The following is a 16,775-nucleotide window of genomic DNA, read 5'->3' as shown; positions in this document are numbered from 1 at the left end:
GCTACTTCCCAGCTCCCGAGAGCATTCCGGTCCACATCCGGGTGAAGTCCGGGAGGGTCTTCGCCGTGGTCGCCACGTTCTCGATCCGCACCCCCGGCACCGCCAGGCCGATCACCGCGCCCGCGGTGGCCATCCGGTGGTCGTCATAGGTGTGGAAGACGCCCCCGCGCAGCCGGCGCGGCCGGATGTGCAGGCCGTCCGCGGTCTCCGTGACATCGCCGCCGAGACCGTTGATCTCCTTGGTGAGGGCCGCCAGCCGGTCCGTCTCGTGCAGCCGCAGGTGCTGCACCCCGCGCAGGGTGGACGGGGAGTCGGCCAGCGCGGCCACCGCGGCGATGCCCGGGGTGAGCTCGCCGACCTCGCCCAGGTCCACGTCGATCCCGTGGATCTTCCCGGTGCCGGTGAAGACCAGACCGGAATCCGTCAGCTCGCAGGAACCGCCCATCTCGGTGAAGATCTCCCGCAGCGCGTCACCGGGCTGGGTGGTCCGGCGCGGCCAGTCCGGGATGGTGACCGTGCCACCGGTGATCATCGCGGCGGCCAGGAACGGCTGCGCGTTCGACAGGTCGGGCTCCACCACCATGTCCCGGCCCAGCAGCGCCCCCGGCGCCACCCGCCACACGTCCTTCTCGCCGCCCGCCTCCGGGGTGTCCACCTGGGCGCCCGCGGCCCGCAGCATCTCCACCGTCATCCGGATGTGCGGCAGCGAGGGCAGGTTCCCGCCCACGTGCCGGACCTCCACGCCCTGGTTGAACCGGGGGGCCGACAGCAGCAGCGCCGACACGAACTGGGAGGAGTTGCTGGCGTCGATCTCGACCGTGCCGCCCTCCAGCGCCCCGCCGCCGTGCACCGTCATGGGCAGCGCGCCCCGGCCGTCGTCGTCGATCCGGGCACCCAGCGTCCGCAGCGCCGTGATGACCTGGCCCAGCGGACGCTCGTAGGAACGCGGGTCCCCGTCGAAGCGGATGTCCCCCGCGGCCAGGGTGGCCAGCGGCGGCAGGAAGCGCATGACCGTCCCGGCGTTGCCGACGTCCACGGTCGCCGGACCGTGCAGACCCGCCGGAATGACCCGCCAGGCCTCGCCGCCGGTCGCCGACTTGGCGTCCGAACTGGAGGAGACCGTCTCCTCGATGCCCACGCCCATCGCGCGCAGCGCGTCGGACATCAGCTGGGAGTCGCGCGAGCGCAGCGGGCGGCGCACCCAGCCCGGCTCGGAGGCGAGCGCGGCGAGCACCAGAGCCCGGTTGGTCACCGACTTGGACCCGGGCACGGTGACGGTGGCGCGGACGGCGCCGTCCGCGAGCGGGGCGGGCCAGAGGGCGGGGGACACGGGGGTCTCGGTCATGGCCAACACTTTAGTTGTTCGGCACCGGCCCCTCCGCCCGGCGAGGGGGGCGTCTCAGAGGTCGAGCAGCCAGCGGCCGCCGCCGATCAGCGAGCACAGCGACACCGCGTGGAACAGGAACAGCCACAGGGCCGGCGGCACGTTCGTCAGCCGGGACAGCTGGTCGGCGTCCGAGTCCGGGGCGCCGCCGTGCCGCCGCTTGGCCTGCAGCTCGAACACCGGCCGGACCCCGCCCAGCAGCAGGAACCACACCACCCCGTAGGCGAACGCCGACTGCACCTCGGCCGGGGCCAGCCAGGACACCAGCAGGAACGCCCCGCCGGACACCAGCACGGTCAGCACCCCGTACGCGTTCCTGATCATCACCAGCATGGCGAGCAGCAGCGCGGTCGCCAGCCACAGCAGCAGGGTGATCCGGTGCGCGGACACCATCCAGGCCCCGCCCAGGCCCAGCAGCGAGGGGGCCGTGTACCCGGCGGCCGCGGTCAGGATCATGCCCGGGCCGGTGGGCCGGCCCCGGGAGACGGTCAGTCCGCTGGTGTCGGAGTGCAGCCGGATCCCGTTCAGCCGGCGGCCGGTCAGCACCGCGACCAGCCCGTGCCCGCCCTCGTGCGCGATGGTCACCGCGTTCCGGGACACCCGCCACACGGCCCGGGGGAGGACGAAGGCCAGGGCGATCCCGGCGGTCAGCAGCACCAGCCACTGCTCGGGGGCCGGCTGCAGTCCGGTCAGCCGGTCCCACAGGTCGGCGGCGCTGGATATGTCGGTCTCCACAGTGTCCACGGTGTTCTTCGGGCTCCTTGCGCTGGCGGTCGGGGGGCCATGGCAGTGTGGCAGCCATGTGCGGACGCTATGCATCCAGTCGGAGTCCCGAGGACCTGGTGGAACTCTTCGGGGTCGAGAAGTGGGAGCCGGAGGAGACCCTGGCACCCGACTACAACGTCGCCCCCACCAAGGAGGTGTACGTGGTCCTCGACCGTCCCCTGAAAGACGCGGACAGCCCGCGTCCGGTTCGCCAGCTGAAGGTCCTGAAATGGGGCCTGGTCCCGTCCTGGGCGAAGAACCCCGAGGGCGCCGCCCGGATGATCAACGCCCGGTCCGAGACCCTCCACGAGAAGCCCTCCTTCCGGCGGCCCTTCGCCCAGCGCCGCTGCCTGATACCCGCCGACGGCTACTACGAGTGGGTGACCGGCGGCGAGGAACGGCAGCTGGAAGTGGAGGGCAAGCGCAAGCGCCCCCGCAAGCAGCCCTACTTCGTGCTGCCCGCCGACGGCTCCGCCCTCGCGATGGCCGGGATCTACGAGTTCTGGCGCGACCGGACCCTCCCCGACGAGCACCCGGGGGCCTGGTGGGTCACCTGCTCGGTGATCACCACCGAGGCGGAGACCGCACCGCTCGCCGCCGGACCCGCCGAAGGCCCCGGCTCGCTCGCCGCGATCCACCCCCGGATGCCGCTGATGCTCACCCCCGACCGCTGGGACGCCTGGCTGGACCCGCGGGACACCGACACCGAGGGCTCGCTGCGCGAGCTCCTCGCCCCGCCGCCGGGCGGGCTGATGCGGGCCTACCCGGTGTCCACCGCCGTCAGCAACGTCCGCAACAACGGGCCGGAGCTGCTTGCGGAGCTGGAGGCCCCCGAAGAGGGCACCCTGTTCTGATGACCCCCATGACCGAGACCGCCGAGACGGTCGACACCCCGGCCGGACCGGCCCGGATCACCTGGCACCCGGCGTCCCGGGCCCGGCTGGTCCTCGCCGTGGGCCACGGCGCCGGCGGCGGCATCGAGGCCCGCGACCTGCGGGCCCTGGCCGCCGCGCTGCCCGCCCGCGGGATCACCGTGGCCCTGGTCGAGCAGCCCTGGCGGGTGGCCGGCAAGAAGGTGGCCGCCGCCCCCAAGGTGCTGGACGAGGGCTGGCGCGCCCTCTGGCCCGCCCTGCGGGGCCCCGGCCTCCCGGTGGTGGCCGGCGGCCGCAGCGCCGGCGCCCGGGTGGCCTGCCGGACCTCCGCCGGGCTCGGCGCGGCCGGGGTGCTGGCCCTGGCCTTCCCGCTGCACCCGCCGGGCCGCCCGGAGCGCTCCCGGGCCGGGGAGCTCACCGAGGCCGCGGGATCCGGGCTGCCGGTGCTGGTGGTCCAGGGCGACCGGGACCCGTTCGGCCGCCCCGAGGAGTTCCCGCCGGGACCGTACGGGCTCGTGGAGGTGCCGGGCGGGGACCACGGCATGGCCGTGCCGAAGCGGGGGCCGCTGACCCAGGAGCAGGCCCTGGACGGGCTCACCGGGGCGGTGGCGGACTGGCTCGCCGGGGTCGACGGGGGCGCCGGGATCGGCGGGGTCGGCGCCGACGGGACCCGCACCCCGACCTGACGGAAGCGCGGCCGGATTTCGCCCCTGGCGCAGAGATTTCCGGCGGGACCTTCGGCCCCGGGGAATGTGCCGCACGGCCCCTTCGTTGTGGGGGATGTCGGAACGCACGGCCACCGCAAGCCAACAGGAATGGGAGCGAGCATGACCCAGGTCATCTGCCCGAACCGCCCGCAGGCCGCTGACCTGGACTGGTCCATCCTGCCCGCGGCCAAGCACGCCGGCCTTCGGGCGGCGGATGGCCGGGAAGGTCGACTATTCTCCGATTCGAGTGGGTCCGCATTCGGGTCCGCCACGCTGTCGGAGGAGGTGGGTCCTGTTACCGGGACCGACGAAGGCCAGACGGAGGAGACGACCGCGGAGCGCAACGCGCGCTTCGAACGCGATGCCCTCGGCTACCTCGACCAGATGTACTCCGCCGCGCTGCGCATGACGCGCAACCCGGCCGATGCCGAGGACCTGGTCCAGGAGACGTACGCGAAGGCATACGCCTCCTTCCACCAGTTCCGCGAGGGCACCAACCTCAAGGCGTGGCTGTACCGCATTCTGACCAACACATTCATCAACTCCTACCGCAAGAAGCAGCGGGAACCGCAGCGCAGCGCCGCGGAGGAGATCGAGGACTGGCAGCTGGCGCGTGCCGAGTCGCACATGTCGACCGGGCTGCGCTCCGCCGAATCGCAGGCGCTCGACCACCTGCCCGATTCGGACGTGAAGGAAGCTCTCCAGGCCATTCCGGAGGAGTTCCGCATCGCCGTCTACCTCGCGGACGTCGAGGGCTTTGCGTACAAGGAGATCGCGGACATCATGGGTACACCCATCGGTACGGTCATGTCGCGACTGCACCGTGGCCGCCGTCAACTCCGCGGAATGCTGGAGGACTATGCCCGTGAGCGCGGGCTGGTCCCGGCCGGCGCGGGAGAGTCGAACGACCGGAAGGGCTCGGGGTCATGAGCTGCGGAGAGCCGCACGAGACGGAGTGCGCGGAGGTCCTGGACCACCTGTACGAATTTCTCGACCACGAGATGCCGGACAGCGATTGCACGAAGTTCGAGACGCACTTCGGCGAATGCAATCCCTGTCTGGAGAAGTACGGCCTGGAACAGGCCGTGAAGAAGCTGGTGAAGCGCTGCTGCGGATCGGACGACGTGCCGTCCGACCTGAGGTCCAAGGTGATGGGGCGGATCGAGCTGATCCGTTCCGGCCAGGTTGTCCCGGACGAGGACATCACCGCCGGACCGGCCGCCGCGGCCGAACCCGCCGGCAGCTGAAAGGCGCCGGCCGAACCCCCTGTTCGTTCACCCGAAGGTGGTAATCCGGGAGACTCCGAACAGCGCAATACGACATTGTGGCCCACCCGGAACGGGGGGCCACTTATTGTCCCCCCTCGGTACCGGTTTCCCGCGGTACCCGATTCCGTCCGCGAGGGCACGGGGGGAGGAGAACGCCGATGCGGCCACTTCCGCCGGGCGCGCGCGTCCTCGTCCTCTGCGCCCTCGTCGCCGCCCTCGCCTGTCTGCTGCCCGCCCTCACCGACCCCGGCGCGGTCCCCGCACGGACCGTGCTGCTGCTCGGCGGCCTCTATCTGGGCTGCGAACTGGTCCGGTTCTGCCGGGTCCTCGGCAGCCGGGTCCCGCAGGGCATCGGAACCTTCTTCCCGGTGCTGCTCGCCGCCGTCTACCTGCTGCCGCCGGCCGCCGCCGCGCTCGTCGCGGTCCCCGGCGCCCTGGCCGGCCGGGCCGAACGGCCCGCGGCCGGGGTGCGCAGGGTCTGGCACGCTGCCCAGCAGGCCGTGGCGGCCTGGACCGCCGGCGGCACGTACGCCCTGCTGGGCGGCCCGGCCGCGCTCGGCGGACCGGGTCGCGCCGACTTCCCGTACGTGCTGCTGCCGGCCGCCGCCGCGGCCCTGGTCTTCTGCCTGGTGCTGACCGCCCTCGACGGCGCGGTCCTGGCCGCCGCCGAGCGCCGCCCGGCCGCCACCGCCTGGCGCGGCCCGCCGGCCCGCTCGGTGGCCCCGCACCTGGTGCACGGGCTGGCCGGGCTGATGATGGCCGTGATGTGGCGCAGCCCCTACGGGCCGCCGGCCGCCCTCGCCGTGCTGCTGCCCGTCTACATCTCCTGCTGGGTCTTCGCGCAGTACCACCGGGAGAGCGCCGCCCACCAGGCGACCATCCGGGCCCTGGTCCGGGCCGTCGACATCAAGGACCGCTACACCCGCGGCCACAGCGAGCGGGTGGGCCAGGCCTCGGCGATGATCGCCCACGAGCTCGGGATGGCCGGGGACCGCCTGGAAGTGGTCCGGATCGCCGGGATCCTGCACGACGTCGGCAAGCTGGGGGTGCCCACCCGGCTGCTCCGCAAGGACGGGCCGCTGACCCCCGAGGAACGCCGGATCATCGAACTGCACCCCGAGTACGGCCATGAGATGACCCGCGGGATCGGCTTCCTCGGCGAGGCCCGCGCCGCGATCCTGCACCACCACGAACGGGTCGACGGATCCGGCTACCCCTACGGCCTGACCGGGGACCAGATCCCCGAGCTGGCCCGGGTGGTGGCGGTGGCCGACGCCTTCGACGCGATGACCTCCACCCGCTCCTACAGCCGGGCCCGCCCGGTCCCGGTGGCCCTGGCCGAGCTGGAGCGCTGCGCGGGGGCGCAGTTCGACCCGGCGATGGTGCGGGCGCTGACCGGGGCCGTCGGCCGGCACGGCTGGCACCCGGTGGTCACCTCGGACGAGGACCTCCAGGTGATCCCGGCCGACCCCGCCGATCCCGCCGCCCCGGCCGACCCGGCCGGACCCGCGACCCCGGCCGCCGCCGCCCTGCCCGGTCTGCCCGCACAGGGCGGGGTGCCGGCCGACCGCACCCACCCGGCCTCGGTCCGCGCCGCCCCACCGACCGCCCAGACCGCCCAGACCCCCACCTCTACGGTCGGCCCGGCCGCGGAGCCCGACCCGGCCGGCCCGCCCCCGCCGGGCGGCGACGGGCCGGCGGGGGACCGGTGAGGGGCACCGCCGGCCGGGGCGTGCGCGCCGCCGCCGCGGCCCTGACCGCCGCCGCCCTCGCCCACACCCTCTGGTACGGCATCGCCGACCCCGGGATCGCCCTCGCCTTCGGGGTCCTGATCACCGTCGGCGAACTGGCCCGCCGGGACACGAGGGACCCCCGGGACCCCCGGGACCGGTCCGCCGCCCCCCTCCCCGAGGACCGGCAGCCCGCCCCGCTCGGCTCGGCGGGCGCCCTGGCCTACGCCCTGCTCGGCCAGAACGCCGGGAGCCCCACCCACCACGGGGTGCTCCAGACCGTGGCCGTGGTGGTCGCCGCCGCCCTGGCGGGCAGCGTCCCGCACATCGCCCGGGGCCGGGGTCCCGCCCTGGACCACGTCTCCCGGCGGGTGCTCACCGTCGGCTTCGCCGCCGTCTGCTTCCAGCCGCTCTACAACTCCGGCAGCCTGGACCGGGTCGGGCAGGGCCCCCGCCTGGTGCTGTTCCTGCTCTGCCTGCTGGGCCTGACCGCCCTCTGCGACGCGGTGCTCGCCGCCGCGCTCGCCTCGGCCCGCACCGGCTGGCCGTACGGGCCGCTGCTCCGCGACGAGCTGCACGCCCTGCTCGGCATCGGCTCGGCGATCTGCGCCACCGGGGTGGTGATGGCCCTCGGGGCGGCCGTGGCCGGCCTCTGGGCGCTGCCGGTGTTCTGCGTGCCGCTGCTGCTCACCCAGATGTCCTTCGGGCGGATCCAGGCGGTCCGCACCACCTACCGGCAGACCATCACCTCGCTGGCCCGGGCCACCGAGATCGCCGGCTACACCCCGCCCGGCCACTCCCGCCGGGTCGCCGCGCTGAGCCGGGCGGTGGGCCGGGAGCTGGGCCTGTCGGAGCGGGAGCTGACCGTCCTGGAGTACGCGGCCCTGATGCACGACATCGGGCAGCTGTCCCTGGTGGACCCGGTGCCCGCCGGGGCGACCGCCGCGCTGCCCGCCGCGCAGGCCCGCGAGATCGCCGCCCTGGGCGGTGAGGTGGCCCGGCTGACCGGGGTGTCCGCGGAGGTCGCGGTGGTCGTGGAGCGGCAGGCCGACCCGTACCGGGAGCAGCCCGTCGCCGCCCGCATCGTCCGGGTGGCCAACGCCTACGAGGACCTGGTCGGCGCGGCCGGTCACCCGGGCGGCTCACTGGCCGCCCTGGAGCAGCTCAGGCTCGGGACCGGCCGGGAGTTCCAGCCGGAGGTGGTCGAGTGCCTGGCCCGGGTGCTCCGGGGCGCACGGCCTTCGACATGATGGAATCACCGCTGTTCGGCCGGGGTAACCCATGGGTAATGAGCGGCCGTCCGAGTGGGCATGGTTGGATGCGAAGTGGAGAGTGTCCCCCAAGGCTGCACCCAGAGGCTGCACCGTTGGACCGGCAGGCGGGAATCGTGAGGATCTTCGGGAAGGTACGGCACAGGCCCTCCGCCTCTTGGCGGCAGGCCACCGACCGCGCGTTCACGCTGATCGGCGACGGGCGGTACGAGGACGCGGGCGCGCTGCTCACCAGAGCCGCCGATCTGGAGCCCTGGCTGTCGGAGTCCTGGTTCAACCTGGCGCTGCTGCACAAGTTCCGGCACGACTGGGAGCAGGCCCGGGCCGCCGGTCTGCGGGCCGTGGCCCTGCTGGACCGGGAGGCGGGCGCCCCCGACTGGTGGAACGTGGGCATCGCCGCGACCGCCCTCCAGGACTGGCCGCTGGCCCGCCGGGCCTGGCAGGCGTACGGGCTGCGGGTGCCCGGTGACCCGCACGGCGCGGGCGGGTCCGCGGAGCCGGTGGGCATGGAGCTGGGCAGCGCCGCGGTCCGGCTCTCCCCGGAGGGCGAGGCCGAGGTGGTCTGGGGCCGCCGGCTGGACCCGGCCCGGATGGAGGTCCTGTCGATCCCGCTGCCCTCCTCGGGCCGCCGCTGGGGCGAGGTCGTGCTGCACGACGGGGTCCCGCACGGCGAGCGGGTGACCGCGGCCGGGCCCTCCTATCCGGTGTTCGACGAGATCGAGCTGTGGGCGCCCTCCCCGGTGCCCACCTGGGTGGTGCTGCTGGAGGCGGCCACCGAGGCCGACCGGGACGCGCTGGAGCGGCTGGCCTCGGACGCCGGGTTCGCCGCCGAGGACTGGTCCTCCTCGGTGCGGCTGCTGTGCCGGACCTGCTCGGAGAGCGCCATGCCCAGCGACGAGGGCGACGGGGAGCACCTGGACCCGCACGACCACAGCGAACCGGGCCACCCCGGCCCCCTGGGCCACCGGACGAACGGCTCCGGCCCGCTCTGGGTGCCCGAGCGGGAGTGCGGGATCGCCGCCCCGGCCGGGCTGGTGCGCGGGCTGCTGGACGGCTGGGTGGCGGACAGCCCGGACAGCCGGGAGTGGCGGGATCTCGAAGAAGTCTGCTGAGGGCTGCCCGTAGTCTGTACGCGCACATCGGTGACTTACGGAAGGCGTACGGCGGACATGGCGCAGCAGGAGAACGAGGTCGTCGGCGGGGTCGGCGAGGCCGGCGGGATCGTGAACGACGGGTACGTCGTCGACACCGAGGACTGTGAGGCGCGCGAGCTGGCCTACCGCGAGCGCGGTACCGCCCGCCCGATCACGGTGGTCGGCAACCCGGTGCTGCACAAGGAGTGCAAGGACGTCACCGAGTTCGGCGAGGAGCTGGCCCGGCTGATCGACGACATGTTCGCCAGCCAGAAGGCGGCCGAGGGCGTCGGCCTGGCCGCCAACCAGATCGGTGTGGACCAGAAGGTCTTCGTCTACGACTGCCCGGACGACGAGGGCGTCCGCCACACCGGTGTGGTGGTCAACCCGCGGCTGGTCGAGCTGCCGGCCGGCGCCCGGGTGCTGGACGACTCCAACGAGGGCTGCCTGTCGGTGCCCACCGCCTACGCCGCGCTGGCCCGCCCGGACTTCGCCGAGGTCCATGGCCAGGACGCCCAGGGCAACCCGATCAAGGTCCGGGGCACCGGCTACTTCGCCCGCTGCCTCCAGCACGAGACCGACCACCTGTACGGCTACCTGTACATCGACCGGCTCTCCAAGCGGGACCGCAAGGACGCGCTGCGGCAGATGGCCGAGGGCACCCCGCGCTACCCGGTCGTCCCGAACGCCTGAACCGCCGGGGCGAACGCCCCCGCCCGGGGTTCCGGGCGGGGGCGTTCGCATGCGTGGGGTGCGGCCGGACTAGAAGTCCTCGTCCAGGTCGACCGTGCCCTCCACCGCGACCTGGTAGGCCGAGGGGCGGCGCTCGAAGAAGTTCGTCAGCTCCTGGACGCCCTGCAGCTCCATGAAGGAGAACGGGTTCTGCGAGCCGTACACCGGGGCGAAGCCCAGCCGGACCAGCCGCTGGTCGGCCACGCACTCCAGGTACTCGCGCATCGACTCGGTGTTCATGCCCGGCAGGCCGTCCCCGCACAGGTCCCGGCCGAACTGGAGCTCCGCCTCGACGGCCTCCCTGAGCATGTCGGTGACCTGCTCCTGGAGCTTGTCGTCGAAGAGCTCGGGCTCCTCCTTGCGGACCGTGTCCACGACCTCGAACGCGAAGTTCATGTGCATGGTCTCGTCACGGAACACCCAGTTGGTGCCGGTGGCCAGACCGTGCAGCAGACCGCGGGACCGGAACCAGTACACGTACGCGAAGGCGCCGTAGAAGAACAGGCCCTCGATGCAGGCCGCGAAGCAGATCAGGTTCAGCAGGAAGCGGCGCCGGTCGGCGGCCGTCTCCAGCCGGTCGATCTTCTCGACCGAGTCCATCCACTTGAAGCAGAACTGGGCCTTCTCGCGGATGGAGGGGATCTCCTCGACCGCGTCGAACGCGGCCGCCCGGTCGTCCGGGTCCGGGAGGTAGGTGTCCAGCAGCGTCAGATAGAACTGGACGTGCACGGCCTCCTCGAACAGCTGGCGCGAGAGGTACAGGCGCGCCTCGGGGGAGTTGATGTGCTTGTAGAGCGTCAGCACCAGGTTGTTCGAGACGATCGAGTCGCCCGTCGCGAAGAAGGCGACCAGCCGGCCGATCATGTGCTGCTCGGCCGGGGTCAGCTTGGCGAGGTCGGCGACGTCGGAGTGCAGGTCGACCTCCTCCACCGTCCAGGTGTTCTTGATCGCGTCCCGGTAGCGCTCGTAGAAGTCCGGGTAGCGCATCGGACGCAGGGTCAGTTCGAAGCCCGGGTCGAGCAGGTTCTTCTTTTCGGTGGAGCTCATTACTGGCAGGCCTCGCAGGACTCGGGGTTCTCAAGGGAGCAGGCCAGCGCCTCTTCGTCGACGGCCTGCGGAAGGGGGGTGGCGGCGGCGGGGACGGCGGCGCTGCCGGACGCGGCACGGGCGATCTTCGTCGCCGGGCGGGACCGCAGGTAGTAGGTGGTCTTCAGCCCCTGCTTCCAGGCGTACGCGTACATCGAGCTGAGCTTGCCGATGGTCGGGGTCTCCAGGAACAGGTTCAGCGACTGGCTCTGGTCCAGGTACGGGGTGCGGGCCGCCGCCATGTCGATCAGACCGCGCTGCGGGATCTCCCAGGCCGTCCGGTACAGCTCGCGGACCTCGTCCGGGATCCAGCCGAAGCCCTGCACCGAGCCGGAGGCCTCGCGCAGCGCCTCCCGGGTCTGCGCGTCCCACACGCCGAGCTTCTTCAGCTCCTCCACCAGGTAGGCGTTGACCTGGAGGAACTCACCGCTGAGGGTCTCCCGCTTGAACAGGTTGGACACCTGCGGCTCGATGCACTCGTACACGCCGGCGATCGAGGCGATCGTCGCGGTCGGGGCGATCGCCAGCAGCAGCGAGTTCCGCAGACCGCTGGTGGCGACCCGGGCGCGCAGCGCCTCCCAGCGCTCCGGCCAGTGGTGCTCGACCCCGTAGTGGTCGGGGTGCAGCACACCCTGCGCGGTCCGGGTCTCGGCCCAGGCCGGGACCGGGCCCTGGCGCTCGGCCAGATCGGCGGAGGCCTCGTACGCGGCCAGCATGATCCGCTCGGCGATCCTCGTGGACAGGGCCTTGGCCTCGGCCGAGTCGAAGGGCAGCCGGAGCTGGAAGAACACGTCCTGGAGGCCCATGGCGCCCAGGCCCACCGGGCGCCACTTGGCGTTGGAGCGGCCGGCCTGCTCGGTCGGGTAGAAGTTGATGTCCACCACCCGGTCCAGGAAGGTCACGGCGGTGCGGACGGTCTCGTCCAGCCGCTCCCAGTCCATCTCACCCGTGCCGGGGAGGACGAAGGCGCCGAGGTTGACCGAGCCGAGGTTGCAGACCGCGGTCTCCTCGTCGTTGGTCACCTCGATGATCTCGGTGCACAGGTTGGAGGAGTGGACCACGGTGCCGGGCAGCGCGGTCTGGTTCGCGGTCCGGTTGGAGGCGTCCTTGAAGGTCATCCAGCCCTGGCCGGTCTGCGCGAGGGTGCGCATCATGCGGCCGTACAGCTCGCGGGCCGGCATGGTCTTCTTGGCCAGCCCGGCATCCTCGGCCTTGCGGTAGGCCTCCTCGAACTCGGCGCCGTACAGGTCGACCAGCTCGGGCACGTCGGCCGGGGAGAACAGCGACCAGTCGGCGTCGGCGTTGACCCGGCGCATGAACTCGTCCGGGATCCAGTGCGCCAGGTTCAGGTTGTGGGTGCGGCGCTGGTCCTCGCCGGTGTTGTCGCGGAGCTCCAGGAACTCCTCGATGTCCGCGTGCCAGGTCTCCAGGTAGACGGCGGCGGCGCCCTTGCGGCGGCCGCCCTGGTTCACCGCGGCCACCGAGGCGTCCAGGGTCTTCAGGAACGGCACGATGCCGTTGGAGTGGCCGTTGGTGCCGCGGATCAGCGAACCGCGGGCGCGGATCCGGGAGTACGAGAGGCCGATGCCGCCGGCGTGCTTGGAGAGCCGGGCGACCTGGTGGTAGCGGTCGTAGATGGAGTCCAGCTCGTCCAGCGGGGAGTCCAGCAGGTAGCAGGAGGACATCTGCGGGTGCCGGGTACCGGAGTTGAAGAGGGTGGGGGAGGACGGCAGGTAGTCCAGCCGGCTCATCAGCCGGTAGAGCGAGGCCACTTCCTCCACGGCCGTGACGGACTCGTCCGCGGCGAGGCCGCAGGCCACCCGGAGCATGAAGTACTGCGGGGTCTCGATCACCTGGCGGGTGATCGGGTGGCGCAGCAGGTAGCGGCTGTGCAGGGTGCGCAGGCCGAAGAAGCCGAAGCGGTCGTCCGCGCCCTCCGCGAGGGCGTGTTCGACCAGGGAGTCCAGCCGGGCGGCGTGGGTGGCGACGAACGCGGCGGTGCGGTCCGCGATCAGGCCCTCGCGGTGGCCGACGGCCACCGACTCGGCGAAGGAGCCGGAGCCCTGGCCGGCGGCCTCGTCGGCGACGGCCAGCGTCAGCAGACGGGCGGCGAGCCGGGAGTAGGCCGGGTCCTCGGAGATCAGCCCGGCGGCCGCCTCGGTGGCCAGACCGCGCAGCTCGGCCTCGTCCGCGGCGGCGCTGCGGCCGCGCAGGGCGGCGGCGGCGACCCGGCCGGGGTCGGTGTCGGGCAGGTCGGCCGTCAGCTCGGTGAGAGTCCGCAGGAGTGCGGCCCCCGGCCCCTCGGAAGACGGGTCGGCGGACTCGGCGCGCGGTGCGGCAGGCGCGATGGTCACGGGGGGAGCTCTCCCTCGCTCGGCCCGGTCACCTACGGGAGCGGGGCGCGAGGAAGCACATGCGGGCGTGGCGGGAACGCGTTCACCACCGCATGGCGTCCACCGGCCCAACCGCGAGGCCCGGACGAATCGGCACCCGGACCGGGCGGCCAGGGCGCGCTGCGGGCAGGTGCTCGGACTCGAAGCGCGAAAGTGTGCGTTTCATACCGTTGCGGGACAGTTCCGGATTCGCACCGGATTCCCCTGCGGCGACAGCAGGCATGAGCATACATGTGGGGGGCCGCGGATGCGTGACCCCCCACATGTAGTGTCGGCGCGGCTACCGTACCGGCGCGTCCAGCTCCATTGCGTAGGTCCACAGTGGTACGGAGGGCAGCGGGGACCAGTCCCGATCCGGGGTCCGGACGAAGCCCAGCCGTTGGTAGATCCGGTGCGCCGAGGCCATCTTCGGCTGGGTGGAGAGCACCAGCCGGGTCACTCCCGGGAGCGCCCGGGCCCGCTCGGCGCAGGCCCGTACGAGGGCTTCGCCGGCACCCCGGCCGCGGCCCGCGGCGGCCACCGCGAGCATCCGGAACTCGGCCTCGCCGGGCCCGGCGATGTCGCAGAGCCGGCTCCCGGGGGCGGCGAAGGTCACACCGCCCAGCAGCCGCCCGTCGAGGACGGCCACCAGCACCTCCCCGTCGGCGGCCCGCCCGGCCACGTCCCGCAGCACCTTCTCGTAGTCGCTGTCCTCGCCGTTGAAGTCGAGCAGCCCGTCCCCGAGGTAGGCCTGCGCGGTGATCTCCCCCAGCTCGGCGTACTCGGCGGGATCCGCCGCCCTGATCACGATGTCCATGCCGTCGAGTGTGCCGGAAGCCCGAGGGCCCCCGCCGCGGGGTGCGGCGGGGGCCCTCGGCCGGGAGTGCGGGGGCGGCGGCGGGGTCAGCAGCAGTGGAAGCCCTCGCGGGGGTCGGCCTCGCGGGCGTCCGTGCGGGCCCGCTCGAAGGCCCGCCGGGTGGGCACCTCGGCCGCCGGGTCGTGGGCGCGCAGATGGGCCACGTGGCGGTCGTAGGCGGCCTCCCCGGAGAACTCCCGCAGGAAGTACCGGATCCGGCCCAGCACCCGCCGTACGGTCATGCCACCGGCTCCTGGACCTTGCCGCCGCCCGAGTCCAGCCCGGCGGCGGTGAGTTCGGCCCGCTCCTCGGGCGTGGGGAGCATCCCGGCCGGGGCGATGATCTTCGACTCGGTCCAGGGCACCTCGGAGAGGCGTACGGACCCGGGGTCGGCGACCGCCTTCAGACAGGTGCGCGCGGCGTCGACCAGCACCACGATGATCAGCAGCGCGAAGAGGGCGCAGAGCACCCCGTCCACGGTGGAGTTGGTGACCACGGTCCGCATGTCGTCCAGGGACTTCGCGGGAGCGATGATCTCGCCGGCGTCGATCCCGGTCTGGTACTTGTCGCGCTGGGCGAAGAACCCGACCTTGGGGTCGGCGGAGAAGATCTTCTGGTAGCTGGCGGTGAGGGTGACCGCCACGTCCCAGACCAGCGGGACCCCGGTGACCCAGGCCCACTTGAGCCGGCCGGACTTGACCAGCAGGGTGGTGCAGACGGCCAGGGCCACCGCGGCCAGCAGCTGGTTCGCGATCCCGAACAGCGGGAACAGCTGGTTGATGCCGCCCAGCGGGTCCTTGACCCCGACCCACAGGAAGTAGCCCCAGCCGCCGACGACCACGGCGCTGGCCAGCCAGACGCCGGGCTTCCAGCTGACGTCCTTGAAGGACTTGTGCACGTTGCCCAGGGTGTCCTGGAGCATGAAGCGGCCCACCCGGGTGCCCGCGTCGACCGTGGTCAGGATGAACAGGGCCTCGAACATGATGGCGAAGTGGTACCAGAACGCCTTCATGGAGGCGCCGCCGATGACGGCGGAGAAGATCTCCGACATGCCGAGTGCGAACGTGGGAGCGCCACCGGTGCGGGAGAGCAGGCTGGCCTCCTCCACGTCCTGGGCGGCCCGGGCGAGGGCCTCCGGGGAGATCGCGAAGCCCAGGCTCGTGACCGCCTCGGAGGCGGACTGGACGGTGGTGCCGACCACGCCGGCGGGGGAGTTGATGGCGAAGTAGAGGCCGGGCTCCAGGATGCAGGCGGTGATCACCGCCATCACGGCCACGAAGGACTCGGTGAGCATGGCCCCGTAGCCGATCATCCGGACCTGGGTCTCCTTCTGGATCATCTTCGGGGTGGTGCCCGAGGAGACCAGGGAGTGGAAGCCGGAGAGCGCGCCGCAGGCGATGGTGATGAAGACGAACGGGAACATCGAGCCCGCGAAGACCGGGCCGTCGCCGCGGGAGGCGAAGTCGGTGACCGCGGGCATCTTCAGGGTGGGCATCGCGATGAACACGCCGGCGGCGAGCAGCACGATGGTGCCCACCTTCATGAAGGTGGAGAGGTAGTCGCGGGGGGCGAGCAGCATCCAGACCGGCAGCACGGAGGCCAGGAAGCCGTACCCGACCATCCAGATGACCAGGGTCTCCTTCTCCAGGGTGAAGGTGTCGGCGAGCGAGGACTCGGCGACCCAGCCGCCCGCGACGATGGCGAGCAGCAGCAGGGCCACGCCGATGACGGAGACCTCGGTGACCCGGCCGGGCCGCAGCACGCGCAGGTAGAAGCCCATGAAGAGGGCGATGGGGATGGTCATGCCGATGGAGAAGACGCCCCAGGGGGAGTGCGCGAGGGCGTTCACGATCACCAGGGCGAGCACCGCCAGCAGGATGATCATGATGGCGAACACGGCGATCAGCGCGGCCGCGCCGCCCACCGGGCCGATCTCGTCCCGGGCCATCTGGCCGAGCGACCGGCCGTCCCGCCGGGTGGAGAAGAACAGCGTCACCATGTCCTGGACGGCGCCGGCGAAGATCACGCCGGCCACGATCCAGATGGTGCCCGGCAGATAGCCCATCTGGGCGGCGAGCACCGGGCCGACCAGCGGACCGGCCCCGGCCACGGCGGCGAAGTGGTGTCCGAACAGCACCCGGCGGTCGGTCGGGTGGAAGTCGACACCGTTGTCGAGGCGTTCCGCCGGGGTGGCCCGGGTGCGGTCCACCTTCAGCACGCGGTTGGCGATGAAGCGGGAGTAGAAGCGGTAGCCGATGGCGTACGAGCCGAGCGCGGCCGCGAGCAGCCAGGCGGCCGAGATCTCCTCTCCCCGGGAGAGGGCGAGCACCCCCCAGCCGACGGCGCCGACGAGGGCGAAGAGCACCCACACGGCGATCGACCGGGGACTGGTGCGGCGCCCGCCCCCGGATGCCTCGACTGTCCCTGTTGATCCCGGTTCCGACATGGCTCTCGTCCCCTCGTCGATCATCTGCGTGAGCGCAGGAATCTACGGGGGACGCCCCGGTCGATGTAAGACCCCGTCCGGAATCCGGTACGAGGGTGTCGTGTTCCGGCGCCCGGGCCGGCCGGCCCGGCCCGGTCCCGGACCGCCCTGGCG

General features: G+C 72.8%; 15 protein-coding genes and 1 riboswitch. Of the genes, 8 read left to right on the top strand and 7 right to left on the bottom strand.

The window, feature by feature from the left end:
• Position 1 precedes the first annotated feature (1 nt).
• On the bottom strand, positions 2–1,345 hold the full coding sequence (gene aroA, locus ACZ50K_RS08590) for a 3-phosphoshikimate 1-carboxyvinyltransferase (RefSeq protein ID WP_468899250.1): 1,344 nt from the start codon (positions 1,343–1,345) through the stop codon (positions 2–4).
• A gap of 54 nt (positions 1,346–1,399) precedes the next feature.
• Complete coding sequence (locus ACZ50K_RS08585) at positions 1,400–2,119, bottom strand: M50 family metallopeptidase (protein ID WP_468899892.1); 720 nt, start codon at positions 2,117–2,119, stop codon at positions 1,400–1,402.
• 65 nt (positions 2,120–2,184) lie between these two features.
• Between ACZ50K_RS08585 and ACZ50K_RS08580 the strand changes: the two genes are divergently transcribed.
• The 8 genes from ACZ50K_RS08580 (at position 2,185) to def (ending at position 9,823) form a co-directional block, all read left to right on the top strand.
• A complete protein-coding gene (locus ACZ50K_RS08580) occupies positions 2,185–3,003 on the top strand; it encodes an SOS response-associated peptidase (RefSeq protein WP_468899247.1) in 819 nt (272 codons plus the stop codon).
• Entirely contained in the window at positions 3,003–3,707 is a 705-nt protein-coding gene (locus tag ACZ50K_RS08575) for an alpha/beta hydrolase family protein (RefSeq protein ID WP_468899245.1), read from the top strand. Before ACZ50K_RS08580 ends, ACZ50K_RS08575 begins: the two co-directional genes overlap by 1 nt.
• 306 nt (positions 3,708–4,013) lie before the next feature.
• Entirely contained in the window at positions 4,014–4,658 is a 645-nt protein-coding gene (locus tag ACZ50K_RS08570) for a sigma-70 family RNA polymerase sigma factor (protein ID WP_190345011.1), read from the top strand.
• Positions 4,655–4,975, top strand: a complete 321-nt coding sequence (rsrA, locus tag ACZ50K_RS08565; protein WP_468899243.1) for a mycothiol system anti-sigma-R factor — start codon at positions 4,655–4,657, stop codon at positions 4,973–4,975. The genes ACZ50K_RS08570 and rsrA overlap by 4 nt, the downstream gene beginning before the upstream one ends.
• Positions 4,976–5,154: 179 nt before the next feature.
• Positions 5,155–6,708 carry an HD-GYP domain-containing protein gene (locus ACZ50K_RS08560; RefSeq protein ID WP_468899240.1) on the top strand — a complete coding sequence of 518 codons (1,554 nt, stop codon included), beginning with the start codon at positions 5,155–5,157 and terminating at the stop codon, positions 6,706–6,708.
• Entirely contained in the window at positions 6,705–7,976 is a 1,272-nt protein-coding gene (locus ACZ50K_RS08555; protein ID WP_468899237.1) for an HD-GYP domain-containing protein, read from the top strand. The genes ACZ50K_RS08560 and ACZ50K_RS08555 overlap by 4 nt, the downstream gene beginning before the upstream one ends.
• Before the next feature lie 137 nt (positions 7,977–8,113).
• Positions 8,114–9,109 carry a tetratricopeptide repeat protein gene (locus ACZ50K_RS08550; protein ID WP_468899235.1) on the top strand — a complete coding sequence of 332 codons (996 nt, stop codon included), beginning with the start codon at positions 8,114–8,116 and terminating at the stop codon, positions 9,107–9,109.
• Positions 9,110–9,166: 57 nt separating this feature from the next.
• The gene (gene def / locus ACZ50K_RS08545) at positions 9,167–9,823 is read left to right on the top strand and encodes a peptide deformylase (protein ID WP_468899233.1); all 657 of its coding nucleotides are present in this window, start codon (positions 9,167–9,169) and stop codon (positions 9,821–9,823) included.
• A 69-nt stretch (positions 9,824–9,892) separates the two neighbouring features.
• On the opposite strand, the gene ACZ50K_RS08540 is transcribed toward def, so the two are convergent.
• From ACZ50K_RS08540 to ACZ50K_RS08520, 5 genes are all read right to left on the bottom strand, one after another.
• Complete coding sequence (locus ACZ50K_RS08540) at positions 9,893–10,909, bottom strand: ribonucleotide-diphosphate reductase subunit beta (protein ID WP_468899231.1); 1,017 nt, start codon at positions 10,907–10,909, stop codon at positions 9,893–9,895.
• Complete coding sequence (locus ACZ50K_RS08535; RefSeq protein ID WP_468899228.1) at positions 10,909–13,302, bottom strand: ribonucleoside-diphosphate reductase subunit alpha; 2,394 nt, start codon at positions 13,300–13,302, stop codon at positions 10,909–10,911. Before ACZ50K_RS08535 ends, ACZ50K_RS08540 begins: the two co-directional genes overlap by 1 nt.
• 147 nt (positions 13,303–13,449) lie before the next feature.
• A riboswitch (cobalamin riboswitch) is annotated at positions 13,450–13,570 on the bottom strand.
• A gap of 51 nt (positions 13,571–13,621) precedes the next feature.
• On the bottom strand, positions 13,622–14,137 hold the full coding sequence (locus ACZ50K_RS08530; protein WP_468899225.1) for a GNAT family N-acetyltransferase: 516 nt from the start codon (positions 14,135–14,137) through the stop codon (positions 13,622–13,624).
• Between the two features lie 86 nt (positions 14,138–14,223).
• Positions 14,224–14,418 carry a CstA-like transporter-associated (seleno)protein gene (locus ACZ50K_RS08525; RefSeq protein ID WP_468899222.1) on the bottom strand — a complete coding sequence of 65 codons (195 nt, stop codon included), beginning with the start codon at positions 14,416–14,418 and terminating at the stop codon, positions 14,224–14,226.
• Entirely contained in the window at positions 14,415–16,622 is a 2,208-nt protein-coding gene (locus ACZ50K_RS08520; protein WP_468899219.1) for a carbon starvation CstA family protein, read from the bottom strand. The genes ACZ50K_RS08525 and ACZ50K_RS08520 overlap by 4 nt, the downstream gene beginning before the upstream one ends.
• Positions 16,623–16,775: the final 153 nt, after the last annotated feature.

Source organism: Streptomyces sp. NPDC033845, assembly GCF_055576225.1.
Note: the sequence above shows the minus strand (reverse complement) of the source record. Positions and strands in the feature narration are given on the sequence as shown.

Bases quoted from the DNA above. Each gene is read 5' to 3' on its own strand.
- aroA (WP_468899250.1), bottom strand. From the start codon at position 1,345: ATGACCGAGACCCCCGTGTCCCCCGCCCTCTGGCCCGCCCCGCTCGCG.
- ACZ50K_RS08580 (WP_468899247.1), top strand. From the start codon at position 2,185: ATGTGCGGACGCTATGCATCCAGTCGGAGTCCCGAGGACCTGGTGGAA.
- ACZ50K_RS08575 (WP_468899245.1), top strand. From the start codon at position 3,003: ATGACCCCCATGACCGAGACCGCCGAGACGGTCGACACCCCGGCCGGA.
- rsrA (WP_468899243.1), top strand. From the start codon at position 4,655: ATGAGCTGCGGAGAGCCGCACGAGACGGAGTGCGCGGAGGTCCTGGAC.
- ACZ50K_RS08560 (WP_468899240.1), top strand. From the start codon at position 5,155: ATGCGGCCACTTCCGCCGGGCGCGCGCGTCCTCGTCCTCTGCGCCCTC.
- def (WP_468899233.1), top strand. From the start codon at position 9,167: ATGGCGCAGCAGGAGAACGAGGTCGTCGGCGGGGTCGGCGAGGCCGGC.
- ACZ50K_RS08540 (WP_468899231.1), bottom strand. From the start codon at position 10,909: ATGAGCTCCACCGAAAAGAAGAACCTGCTCGACCCGGGCTTCGAACTG.
- ACZ50K_RS08530 (WP_468899225.1), bottom strand. From the start codon at position 14,137: ATGGACATCGTGATCAGGGCGGCGGATCCCGCCGAGTACGCCGAGCTG.
- ACZ50K_RS08525 (WP_468899222.1), bottom strand. From the start codon at position 14,418: ATGACCGTACGGCGGGTGCTGGGCCGGATCCGGTACTTCCTGCGGGAG.
- ACZ50K_RS08520 (WP_468899219.1), bottom strand. From the start codon at position 16,622: ATGTCGGAACCGGGATCAACAGGGACAGTCGAGGCATCCGGGGGCGGG.